General features: G+C 30.2%; 6 protein-coding genes and 2 other annotated features. All 6 genes read right to left on the bottom strand.

Annotated elements, in window-relative coordinates; translation table 11 throughout:
• Positions 1-6: 6 nt before the first annotated feature.
• Positions 7-1,839 (bottom strand): ABC transporter ATP-binding protein, encoded by a 1,833-nt coding sequence (locus FGL08_RS02360; protein WP_138209285.1) that lies wholly within the window; start codon positions 1,837-1,839, stop codon positions 7-9.
• Positions 1,836-3,632 carry an ABC transporter ATP-binding protein gene (locus tag FGL08_RS02355; RefSeq protein WP_138209284.1) on the bottom strand — a complete coding sequence of 599 codons (1,797 nt, stop codon included), beginning with the start codon at positions 3,630-3,632 and terminating at the stop codon, positions 1,836-1,838. The genes FGL08_RS02360 and FGL08_RS02355 overlap by 4 nt, the downstream gene beginning before the upstream one ends.
• A 210-nt stretch (positions 3,633-3,842) precedes the next feature.
• Positions 3,843-5,279, bottom strand: coding sequence for a proline--tRNA ligase (proS, locus tag FGL08_RS02350; RefSeq protein WP_138209283.1), 1,437 nt, complete (start codon positions 5,277-5,279; stop codon positions 3,843-3,845).
• A 67-nt stretch (positions 5,280-5,346) separates the two neighbouring features.
• Positions 5,347-5,567, bottom strand: a binding site (T-box leader).
• Positions 5,568-5,625: 58 nt separating this feature from the next.
• The gene (locus FGL08_RS02345; protein ID WP_171011956.1) at positions 5,626-10,704 is read right to left on the bottom strand and encodes a S8 family serine peptidase; all 5,079 of its coding nucleotides are present in this window, start codon (positions 10,702-10,704) and stop codon (positions 5,626-5,628) included.
• 231 nt (positions 10,705-10,935) lie between these two features.
• Complete coding sequence (locus FGL08_RS02340; RefSeq protein ID WP_138209281.1) at positions 10,936-12,276, bottom strand: sodium-dependent transporter; 1,341 nt, start codon at positions 12,274-12,276, stop codon at positions 10,936-10,938.
• 209 nt (positions 12,277-12,485) lie between these two features.
• Positions 12,486-12,749 (bottom strand) — a binding site (T-box leader).
• A 94-nt stretch (positions 12,750-12,843) separates the two neighbouring features.
• The gene (locus FGL08_RS02335; protein ID WP_138209280.1) at positions 12,844-13,719 is read right to left on the bottom strand and encodes an SDR family oxidoreductase; all 876 of its coding nucleotides are present in this window, start codon (positions 13,717-13,719) and stop codon (positions 12,844-12,846) included.
• Positions 13,720-13,761 lie beyond the last annotated feature (42 nt).

Below are 13,761 nucleotides of genomic sequence, written 5' to 3'. Positions count from 1 at the left end.
CTATTACTACGCCTCAACTAACTCTCTCTCACTTGTATACCATTTACTTTGTGCTTCGTACATCTCAGAATATTTTCCTTCTGCTTTTATTAGTTCTTCATGTGTTCCTATTTCCACCATTTTACCCTTGTCCATAACAACTATTCTATCTGCTATTTTGGCAGAGCCTAATCTATGAGTAACAATTATAGCTGTTTTTCCTTTTGACATTTCGCTAAACTTTTTATATATTTTGCTTTCTTCTACTGGATCTATGGCTGCTGTTGGCTCATCAAGAACTATCATATTATGAGCTCGATAGAATCCTCTTGCAATAGCCAAACGTTGCCATTGTCCACCTGATAAATCTATGCCATCAAATTCACGAGAAAGCATAGTTTCATACCCTTTAGGAAACTTTTCTTCATTTATTTCTAAGTCTGCTTTACAAATTGCCATTTGCAATTTTTCCTTAACATCTTCATGATTTTGTGATTCAATTTCTTCCGTAGAGCTTATAGATATATTTTCTTGAAGAGTCATTTTGTATCTTTGGTATTTTTGGAATACTCCTGATATACCTTTATATAGAGCCTTAGGAGAAATCTTCGCTGTATCAACTCTACCTATTAGCACATTTCCCTCTGTTGGCAAATATAATCCTGTCATAATTTTAACTAAGGAAGTTTTTCCTGCTCCATTTTCACCAACAATTGCAATGGTCTCTCCACTATTAACCTTTAAAGATAAATTTGAAATTGAACTTTTATCAGCTCCAGGGTAATTAAATGTAACGTCCTTTATAAGAATTTCTGGAACTCCTGTAATCTCATACTCTTCCCCTTCTCTTTCTGGAATATCAAGAAATCTTACAAAGTTTACTATAGCGCCAAGCTCTTTAGTAAGTTTCCCTATATGAACACATATTATTTCTTCCATTAAAGAAAACATCATGTCAATAGATGCAAACACTGCCTCGAAGGCTCCTACAGATATATCACCCTTCATTAGGGCATCAACCAATAAATAAAGAACTCCCATATATCCAAGCAAGGTTACTATTTTCATTCCTAGTTCCATAAGTCCTGACTTCTTTTCTGCACGCCATATTTTTTTATTAAGCAAACTTAAAGAAGATAGATATAAATCTCTAAAATATCCAAATGCCCCTAAAAGTCTTGTCTCTTTAAAATATTCTCTATCCACTATACATCTTTCGTAATACTCGTATTCCCTTCTTATAGGAGCTGATTCATCTGCAAGTTTTGCGAAAACCTTAACTCTAATAAATTGTGTTAGTGCTAATGGTATAAATATTAACACTAGTGATATAGCAAGCATTGGTTTTAACTTATAAAGGTAGGTTCCCATAAATATAAAATACGGAAGATAAAATGTAAATAATATTGAAAGTATAATTAATAATCTTACACTATTTTGCATTCCTTCATTTGCCTTATTAATATCATCTAAAAACTGAGGATTTTCAAAATTAATGGGATCTATTTTAGCAGATTTTTCGTTTATTACTTTTCCCAAATATCCAATTTGAATTTTAGAAATATTATTAGTCATAAAATTACTAACACCATTTAATATCTCTGATGCTATAAATGCTCCCCCTAAAACACATGCCTTTACTAATAATTCTTTTGTATGCTCACTTTTCCCTATTCCATTTGTAATAGTATCAAAGAATTTCTGAGTCATAAAAGTATTAAATCCAATAGATAATCCATGAAATATGGCTATTATAGTTAATGCTACGGTATATATAGGACAAGCTTTAATAACTATAGGAGCTATTTTTCTTACTACTTCAAAAAGAGAAATATCTTTCTTCTTATGATTATTTATCATACATACCAGCTCCTTTGACTTTCATACATTTTTTCATAACTTCCCTTAATATTCATAAGCTCTTCATGGGAACCTTTTTCTATAATGGTTCCATTGCCTATTACAAAGATCTCATCTGCTAACTTCGTTGAACCAAGACGATGACTTATAAAAATAGTTGTCCCACCCCTACTTATCTCTTTAAACTTTTCATATACGTTACTTTCACTTATAGGGTCTAATGCTGCTGTTGGCTCATCTAATATTCTAAGTGGAGCTTTACTTATAATAGATCTAGCCATGGCTATACGTTGCCACTCTCCTCCAGATATATCTACCCCATCGCTTTTAATCTTACCTAAGGAAGTTTCTACTCCTTTAGGTAATTCTCTTACCACATTATCTAGTTCTATGGTTTTTATAGCTTTATCTATATTCTCTTCATTAATTTCATTTCCCATATCTAAAATATTACCAAGAGCGATATTATCTTTAAATGAAATAAAATATTTTGCAAAATCCTGATATACGACGGAGCATAAAGCCTTAAAATCACTATGACTATATTCTTTTATATTTATTCCGTTTATTAAGATATCACCTTCGAAGTCCTCATATAGTCCTGTTATAAGCTTAGTTATGGTTGTCTTTCCAGCGCCATTAATACCTACAAAAGAATAATGTTTCCCCTCTTCTATAGTAAAGGAAAGATTTTTTAGTATATAATTATTTGTATTAGGATATTTAAATGAAACATTTTTAAACTCTAAAGATTTTAATTCTGAAATATTTTTAGAAGGCTTATCTATTGCCTCCTCTGTTTCCTCTAATATAATAAATTTACTTAAATCCTTTAAGTACTCCTTACTTTCAGCAAGTTTATATAGGTAATAAGTTATTTGCCAAGATGTAAGACTAATAAGGTTAAAGGTTCCATTAACAATGGAAATAAACATACCTATAGTAATCAATCCTGATTGTAATGGTTTTATAAGAACTAATACTGTTAATGTAGATATAATTGTAGTAATTATTCCACTTGCCTTCATCCTTATAAAATATTTTAAAAGAACTTTATATTCACTTTTTCTTGCTGTTTCATACTGCTCCCACCACTTTTTATTTACTTTACTTGTATATCCAAAAAGACTTCTTTCATCTACAGCTTCTCTTCCTAAAAGAACCTCCGATAAATATTGAGCCTTTCTCTGATGTTTTGATACTTGTCTCCCTGCTTCATATCCAGCTTTACCACCTTTTAATGATAAATAGAATAAGGGTATGGAAATCAATAAGATAACTATTGGTGTCCACCATACCTTAGTAGCTAGTACAAAAAGCAGTCCTATGATTCTAAGTATAATAGAAAGTATAGCTAAAACTTCTTTATACGCGTCTTTACATTTAGTTTCAGGATTCTCAGAAACTCTAGATATTAAATCCCATGAATCCTGATTTTCCACATAACTATACTTAAGTTTTGCTCTTTTTTCTGTAATAGCAACCCTCAATTTTCCCCTAAGTTTAAGTTCTAATCTTACTTCAGTAAACTTTACAACTTGCTTTGATATCCAGTTATATGCAATAAATATTATTATTATAGATAATGGCATAAATATATCTCTAAGATTGCCTTTACCACTAACTACTAAAATTGCAGTATCCAAAAACTTAGCCGTTACTAGTATCTGCAAGCTAGGAACTATACTTTCAATGATTACTTGAAGTGCCATAATCATTGCATTCAGTGGTGAATACTTAAATTGAATGAGTATTATATCTTTTATTGTGTAATCTTTCCCCTGTAACTCCATATGCATCCTCCCCATTTATTTTTCAAAGTTAAGTACATTTTAGTTTATATGCATTATAACTTACATTTCCAGTATCTAACTTCCCATAAATACATTCTATCCCACAATTTTCTACTTATCAATATAAAAGAGCATAGACATATGAAAATAATCCATATATCTATGCTCTTATTAATTAAGCTTTTATAATTTAAAATACATATCTTAAAATTAATATGCTCTTCCCCAATAAACCATTTTATCTGCACTCTTTCCGCAGCATACACAAGTATCTCCAAGTTTTTCTTGCTCAAATGGTATACATCTTGAAGTTATGCCTGTTTCTTCTTTAATCTTATCTTCGCAAGCTCTATCTCCACACCACATTGCTTTTATAAATCCTGGCTTATTATCTGCAATATCAACCATTTCTTCTATGGTATGTGCAATATTAGTGTTCTCATCTCTGTGTGCTCTTGCTTTTTCTAGCATACTATTTTGAACATCTTCTAATAATTCTAGAACTTTATTTTCTAATTCATCTAAAGATATTACTATCTTTTCTCTTGTATCTCTTCTAACTAGTACTGCTTGATTTGCTTCTATATCTTTTGGTCCTATTTCAACACGTACTGGAATACCCTTCATTTCACACTCTGCAAATTTCCAGCCTGGCATTTTATCACTACTATCTAATTTAACTCTAACACTCTTTGCAAGTCTTTCTTTTAACTCACTTGCTTTATCTAAAACGCCTTCTTTATGTTGCGCTATTGGCACTATCATAACTTGAGTTGGTGCAATTCTTGGTGGTAATACAAGCCCATCGTCATCACCATGAACCATTATGATTGCTCCAATTAATCTTGTTGTAACTCCCCAAGATGTTTCATGAACATATTGAAGTTTTCCTTCTTTATCTGAATATCTAATATTAAATGCTTTAGCAAAGTTATCACTAAAATTGTGTGAAGTACCAGCTTGGAGAGCTTTACCATCATGCATTAAACTCTCTATTGCATAAGTTGCTTCTGCTCCTGCAAACTTTTCTTTTTCAGTTTTTTGACCCTTAATTACTGGAATTGCAAGTACATTCTCACAGAAATCTGCATAAAGATTTAGCATATCTATAGTTTCTTTTCTAGATTCCTCTAATGTTGCGTGAACTGTATGACCTTCTTGCCATAAGAATTCAGTTGTTCTTAAGAATGGACGAGTTGTTTTTTCCCATCTTACAACAGAACACCATTGGTTATATAGCTTTGGAAGGTCTTTATGAGATTGAATAATCTTAGCATAATGCTCGCAGAATAAAGTTTCAGATGTTGGGCGAACGCATAATCTTTCTGCTAATTCTTCCTCTCCACCATGAGTTACCCATGCAACTTCTGGAGCGAACCCTTCTATATGATCCTTTTCCTTTTGAAGTAAACTCTCTGGTATAAACATTGGCATATACACGTTCTCATGACCTGTTGCTTTGAATCTCTCATCTAAATCCTTTTGGATTAATTCCCATATTCCATAGCCATAAGGACGTATAATCATACATCCTTTAACGCTTGAGTAGTCAACTAATTCAGCTTTTTTAACTATATCTGTATACCACTGAGCAAAATCAACATCTCTTGATGTAATATCTTTTACGAGTTTTTTATCCTTACCCATTACTATCTCTCCTTTGTTGTGATTTATTTTAAATACTAAATTTGCATATAAAAAAACCTCAGTCCCATAAAGGGACCGAGGTATAATCGGCGATGCCACCCTAGTTAATGTACTTTATATGTAAAATACATTCTCTCGTATAATTAACGGATTTACCGCTGTAGCCTACTATTATTTCGGTACAGAACTCCAAGGCTGGTTCAAAATCTTCTTTTAAGAATCTCACAGCATACGATTCTCTCTCTGAAAAAAGTTTGGATTTTTACTATTCCTCTTCATAGTCTTTAAAATTAGTATTTTTATATTATTAAATTATATGATGTAAATATAATTATGTCAATTAATTTTAATGTTTCTTTCTATATAGGTAAACTCCTACTAAGCCTAAAACTGATACTCCAAATCCCATAAGCATAACCATATATTTTTTATTTTCTTTATTTTTTAGTTGTGCATTTGTATTATTATTATTATTCTTTTTAGATTCATCTTCTTTTATACTATTTTCTTTTTTATCTTTAGTATCTTTATTTTCTTTTTCATCTTCGAGATTTTTATTTAAAGATGTAAACTTTAAATTTGAGCTTGTGGTTCCATTATTAGAAGCATAATTATGCCCACTTAAAGTAATATTATTATTTTTAGCATTAAATAGTTTTTCACTCTTATTATGTGCAGAACTATTTTTATTTACTTTATCTTTATTACTTTTATTATTATATTTACCCTCTTTACCACTTTTATTATCTTTGCTATTTTTATTATTTACCTTATTATTATTTTCTTTTTTATCCTTACTATCTTTGTCTTTTGTATTGTTAGTATTATCTCCATTATTATCTTTATTTTTCTCTTTTTTAATACTAAATCTAACTACTTCAACGGATTCATTACCAGCTAAATCTCTAGCTTTTATTAATAATTCATGTTTACCTACTGAAGTTATAATTTCTCCTTTATATGGGTTTGTGCTACCGTCTAAATAAGCTTCTATATATGCACTTTCCTTATTAGTGGTAATTGAAGGAACTATTTTACTTCCCTCTTTATAAACTTTTCCCTCTTCCAATCCTGTTACTTTAATTTGAGGCTTAGCCTTGTCCACTACTACTTCATAATACTGAGAAGTTTCATTCATACATATATCTTTTGCATGTAACTCTATTTTATCACCATTTTTAACCCTAATATCTTTTTTAAACTCTCTCCTAGTATTTTTTAAATCAAAGTTACCATATTGTTCTACATTTAATACTTGGTCTCTATTTATATAGAATCTATACCCTAGGGTATTATCTGCCACATCGCCTTTTAAGGTAATAGTATTTTTATTGGTATATATTTTACCCTTCACTATATTAGGAGATTTTAGTCTTATAACAGGACTTTCAGAATCATAGTAGATATTAGTGGCAAAGTTAGCTATGACACTTCCCTTTGTATCCTCAATATAAAGGCGTATCTTATTTAGTCCTTGTTTTAAATATACCTTTTTAGTATATTCCATTATATTTTCTTTTTTCATCTCTTCATCATTAATCTTAACTGATTTAGTATCCTTATTTGTACTAACTCTTAATTGTAACCATCCTTGTGAATCATCTTTTCCATCACTCTTTGATTCATCTTTTCCTTTTCCAAAGAAAGTATTAGGTTCTAAATTCTCATATTCATTTCTAATTATATCTAGATTCTCTACTTTAAATTTAAAATTCTCTTTTTTATAATCAGCTACAACTTTTAATATTTTTTTATTTATAACACCCATATTATTTTTAGCAACTACTGTTATTTCATTTATTCCCTGCTTTAGTTCTATCTCTTTTTCAAATCTGCCCTCTTTGTCTAAATCTATACTATCATAGTTTATCTCTACACTTTCTATATTGTCTTTTAAATTAACCTTTCCTTTTATTTTTATTTTATCTTTATTTGTATTTATCATTCCAAATACTTTTTTATGATAATATGGAAGTATGGTCTCTTCTGTTGAAATTTCTAGTTCTGGTGGAGTTATATGAGCAATTATATTAAAATTACTTGAGAATATTTCTTTATTGTCATTATCGTATGCTTTTATATCTATATTATTTTTTCCTTCTTTAAGATCTATTTTAGCTTCAAATCTTTTTTCTGCCTTAATTACTTCTCCCTCAACACCATTTACTATAACTTTGTTGACATTGGAAGTTAATTTTCCTGTAACAACGTATTTGTTATCTACCATATACTCATTAGTAACTTCCATTCCTTCATGTATATCCAATAAAACCGCTTCTAACTTTTTAGGTTTTTCACTTACACCTACTACTTTTTGTACAACTTGTGCATTTAAAATATTATCATTTACAATTAAGGTAATAATCCTTGAACCAGGTTCTTCCCCTAAATCTAAATTCACACTAAATACTCCATTGGCATCTTGCTTTAAATTTTCTTCAGTAATATCAAATTCCATATTATCAATGAAAATTTGAGGTTCCCCAGTTAGAGTTCCTTCTTCTGGTCTTCTAATTCCTACTCCTTTATCTTCAGCTTTCCACTTTAACGTGTACTCTCCATTATCTGTTCTATCTCCTGATAATATAGTTATATCTGGCTTTGTCTTGTCTACCTTTACAGGCATATCAAAACTTTGTGATTTAGCATTTTGACTCACTGCCTTACTAGTTATTCTCATATAATACTGACCATCTTCTGCTGTTACATTTTTTCCTGTGTTTTTATCATATATTTTCCCATCCCATGCTAAGTCTCTAAATTTACTACGACCATTTTTACCTAATTCAAGAGTTTTTGGTATGAATTTTTTATTTCCACAAGTCATTAGGAAATTTTTATCCTTATCTAATATATCAACCTTTAATTCGGAAAGATTTCTAAGAACACATAAAGCTGGCACAGCATAGTCATAAAACCCATCCTCATCTGGAGAAAAAGCTATATCTTCGGGAACTATAAACCTTTTATCTTCTGTGCTACGAGATTCATCTTCTCCAAGTTCTTTATCAAGAAAAAATAAATTACTAGTTACTGCAGAACCATTAAATCTATGATCCTCCCAAAGAGGTTTGTCTATATTTTCTGGTTCACCCCAATCACCATAGAACCCCATATATGGTACTGATAAAGAGGGATTACTATCCGTTTTAGACTTAAACTCTATGAAACCTTCTACAAAATTATTTCTTTTTAAGCTTTTAGGAATTTCTAAGCTTACCTTTACTTTTTCTCTTCCGTAAGGTTTAATCTTAACTTCTTTTTTAGAGTATTTTAATTTTGCACCTTCTACTCTTAGTGCAGATGGTATATTCTCATCCTCTGTATATACAATTCCTTCTTGTAACTGGTAAACAGCCTCTTTATCACCATAATTATTTAATGTTAGTTCAAATTCCTTTTTGTTCCCAATTTCTTTTAAGGAAACAGCACTTTTGCCTGTGTTATCCATTATTATAACCTTATTATTAATAGCTTTTTCTATTTGAATTAGCCCTCCCCCTTGCACTCTTGGGGAATAAGGTACTTTTCCATTATTTAAAACTTTAGCTGTGTTTATCATATTATTTTTTACAAAACTTGAAATTTCACTTTCATTTATTTTAACATTAGACTTCTCTATAGCTTGTTTTATAAGTGCCACACCTCCTGCAACATACGGTGTTGCCATGGAAGTTCCACTATAATTCGCATACTTATTATCATTTATAGTTGAAAAAATCTTTCCTCCTGGTGCTGTAATTTCAGGTTTAAATTCTAAATTTGGTGTGGGCCCCCAACAAGAGAAGTTAGACATTTTTCCCTTTTCAAGATTTTCTAATTGAAGTATATTACCTGTAAACTTTATTTTTAACTCGGAAGATAAATCTTTAAGTATTTGTTTGCCATAAGTATTTCCAGTAAATACACAAGGAATACTTATATATTCACTTGGTTCCATTGAAACAAAACTCTCATCTCCATCAGAATTATAAATTATGGCAGCTATAGCTCCTCGTCTTTGAGCATTTTTCTTTTTTACATCGAAATTAATTTTACCCCTTTTAATAAGAGCAACTTTTCCATTTAAATCTTTTTCCTTAAAGTCATCTGCTTCTTTATCACGTAAATCATCACCACGTCTTCTACCATATCCACAATCTACTACTTCTAATTCTTTATTAGGATTAAGTACGGTTACAGGATCTATTTCTGATACTATGTACGGAATACTAAGATCTTTTCCATCTTTCTTATATTGAAAAACCTTCATAACACTATTTTCATTTTCATAAGATGCTACTTGTATAGATTCTTTTCCTAAACCTGGGTTATCTAAAAGTCCTGTATCTACAGCACCTTGAGCCTTCTTATTCTCATCTATTTTAGAAGAAAATCCAGCATTACCTGCAGCTGCAACTACAATTACACCTTTTTCTGTAGCTTTTTTTATAGCTTTTTGCTCTGGATCATTTTCATCGATAAATCCACTATCGGCACCTAAGCTTAAATTTATAATATCTGCACCAAGTTCAACAGACTCCTCTATAGCAGCTACTATATCATCGCTAAATGCCCCTGCAGCTTCTTTATGAGGATTATTAGAAAAAACTTTCATTGCAAGGAGTTGTGATTCTGGTGCTACCCCCTTAATAGCTTCATTATTAGCTATTTTACTTTCATCCCCATTAGCCGAAGAAATTCCAGCAACATGAATACCATGCATACTTCCTGATTTATCTATAACATCTGTATTTTGATCTGCAAAATTATATCCATAGGGAACTTTATCCGTAAAATATTTTCCTTTATGTTTACCATTTATATGCTCTTTTTTTATCCTTCCTGTATTAGCATCTGTTAATTTCATATCTTTATGGGTATAGTCAATGCCTGTATCCACCACGGATACAACCATACCTTCCCCTTTATAATTTAAGTTTTTCCACACTTTAACTGCTTCACCTAATTCTCTTGCAGTATTCATAGTAGGCTTGTACATTCTAACCCTTTTAACTTCCTTAACTCCAGGAATTCTTTTTATTTTCTCTAAATCGCTTTTTTTAACCTCTATACTAAAACCTTTTATTAACTTTCCAAACTTATGCTGAACTTCTCCATTAGTATCCTTTTTAACTTTTCTCTCTACAGTATTACTATTATTTATTAATCCATCATAAGTTTCTACAGTTACTCTTACTTTACTTCCTTTATCTTCTTCCTCTTCTCCATTATAGTTAGCATTATTTTCTTCTAACTTATGTAATCTTTCTTTTTCCTTTTTTACTAATTTCTCTTTATTTTGTTTTAGTAAATTTTCTTTTTGTTTCTCATTTTTATCTTGCTTCAATCCATCTGCGTAAATTTGTGTAATATTTACTGTGTTTGTAAAACAAAATATACTAATTATTATCACTGCAATTTTACTTCTAAATGTTTTTTTCATTGTGTTCCTCCTTTGATTAGTTTTATTAATATTCTGTAAATAAACTAACATTTTCTAAATATTTAAACAATGATATTCGATTTTATCTATAGATAACTATTTATCTATGTATTTTTTCTATAATTTTTTATATTATATGAAACATAATTGTTAGTTTTATACAATCTATTAATTAAATAAAATAAAAAAACACTTGCAAAAACCATAAAGGTCCAACAAGTGTTTTTTTTATTATATCTTTAGTACCCCTGTAAAATATATAAATATCACTACAATAGCTATAGGAGCAAGATATTTTATTATCATACTATATGTTTTTATTATTAGAGAACTTTTACCTTGGAAAACTTCTTCCTTAACTTTATTGGTTCCCCATGCAAAGGCTACAAATATACAAACCATAAATCCACCTAATGGTAGAAAAACATTAGAAGCTATAAAATCAAATAAATCAAAGAATCCTTTTCCAAAGATTTTTATATGGCTCCAAGGTCCAAAGGATAAAATACTTGGTATAGCTAGTACGAATAATCCTAGGGATATTAAAATAGTTGCTTTTTTTCTTTCTAGATTAAATTCTTCCGTTACTACAGCAACTACAACTTCTAATAGTGCTATAGTAGATGTTATTGCTGCAATAGCTATAAGTATAAAAAATAAGGTCTCAAATAAGTTTCCTAAAGGCATAGACTTAAATACTGCTGGAAGGGTTATAAATATTAGCTTAGGACCTGCCTCTGGCTCAAAACCATATGCAAATACAGCTGGAAATATAACTACTCCTGCCATTAAGGCAACCAATGTATCTGTTATAGTAACACTTATTGAAAGATTAACTATGTCCTCTTTTTCAACTATATAACTGCCAAAGGTAACCAAAATCCCCATAGCTATACTTAGAGAATAAAAAGAGTGTCCGAGAGCTTCTAAAACTCCTTTTGTAGTTAGTTTAGAAAAATCAGGTTTAAATAAGAACTCTAATCCTTTAGATGCTCCTTCTAAACTTAAAGATCTAACCATAAGCACAATTAATAATACAAATAATATAGGCATTAAAATTTTACTATATTTTTCTATACCATTCTTAACTCCAGAAATAACTATAAATGCAGTTAAACATAAAACCAAAAGTGTACATAAAATTGGCACCATAGGTTCTGATATTAATGAATTAAAATAATTCGGCAATTGTTCTGTTGGAACACTAGATAACTTTCCTGTAGCAGATTTAAAAATATAGGCTAGTACCCAACCTGCTATCATGGAATAGAAAGATAAAATTATAAAGGTAGTTATAGTTGATAGTATTCCTGTTAAGCCCCAGAATTTTTTAGGAACTAAATTTCTAAAACTTCTTACTACATTTGCTTTCCCTGCTCTTCCTATACTAAATTCTGATATTGCAATAGGTAGTCCTATAAGTACAACACAAAGTAAATATACTAATAAAAATGCTGCTCCTCCATTAAGTCCTGTTACATAAGGGAACTTCCATATATTTCCCAGTCCTACTGCTGATCCTGCAGTCGCTGCGATTACACCTATTTTACTTCCAAATCCATCTCTTTTCATAAGCTTTCACCTTCCATTTTCTAATTTTGAATAATTTAATGTCATTTACGTTTTTGTATAATTTTATATAAGCTTATATACTTTAAGATTTACCATGGTTTAATTAATTCTTTACTTAAACGCGTTTTAAAGTTAATATTTTTAATTTTAGCTAAATAAGTTATTAAAAAAATAAAAAAACTTTCGTTCCTATAAATGTATAAAACACTTATAGGGACGAAAGTTGAATTCGCGTTACCACCCTACTTGCAATAACTAAATTATTGCCACCTTTAAATCAGATCGAAGAAAACATCTATAAAAGTCCTCTTGAATCCTAGCCATATATCGGTGGCTCCGTCTAAGTCTACTAAAAGTTCGACCTAGCAGCTCAGGAGTGATTATTATATACAAATTCTAACACTAACTTTCAGCATACGTTAGCTCTCTGTAGTTAAAATCTTTAGTATTTTTCTCTCCATCATAGCCTTTAATTTTTGCAATTTAAAATTAGTAAAATTTCATTTTTTTAATATTTAATGATTATTATATCAAATATTTAGATAAAGTCAATATATTTTTTTTAATTTAACTACTTACTATTTTTCCTCCATTTACATGGATTACTTGCCCTGTAATGTAAGACGCATGATTACTAGCTAAAAATACATAAGTTCCAGCAAGCTCCACTGGCTGACCTGCTCTTTGCATAGGAACATCACTGCCAAATTGTTGTACCTTCTTCTCATTAAAACTAGCTGGAATAAGCGGTGTCCAAATAGGTCCTGGTGCTACGGCATTTACTCTAACTTTTTGTTTTGAAAGAGATAACGCTAAAGATCTAGTAAATGTTACTATAGCTCCCTTAGATGCTGAATAATCTATTAGTGTTTCGTGACCTGCATAAGCTGTAACAGAGGTAGTATTTATTATAGAATCTCCTTCTTTTAAGTGAGGTAAAACTGCTTTTGTCATAAAAAACATAGAAAACATATTAGTTTTAAAAGTATGCTCTAGTTGCTCTTTAGATATATCTAGTATACTTTGCTGTTCATATTGTTCCCCAGCATTATTTACTAAAATATCTATCCTACCAAAATGTGATATAATTTTTTCAACTACAGTATAGCAAAAGCCTTCACTTCCTATATCACCACTTATTAATATACACTGTTTTCCTACAGCTTCAATTAAACTTTTAATCTCATTTGCATCATCATGCTCATTTAAATATATTATGACAATATCTGCACCCTCTTTGGCATAAGCTAGTGCAACTGCTCTTCCTATTCCACTATCTCCACCAGTTATTAAAGCAACTTTTCCTTCTAGATTATTACCACTTTTATAAGATGCTTCTTCAAAAACTGGTTTTGGATTCATTATATTTTCTTTTCCAGGTTGCTCATTTTGATGTTGTGGCGGAAATCTATCTGGAAAACTTATATTCTGATTACTAGTCACATTATCACTCCTTAAGTTTAAATATACTTTTAAACTTATTTT

The sequence above is a fragment of the Hathewaya histolytica genome, from assembly GCF_901482605.1.
GTDB lineage: Bacteria > Bacillota > Clostridia > Clostridiales > Clostridiaceae > Hathewaya > Hathewaya histolytica.
This window is presented reverse-complemented; position numbering and strand designations above follow the sequence as displayed.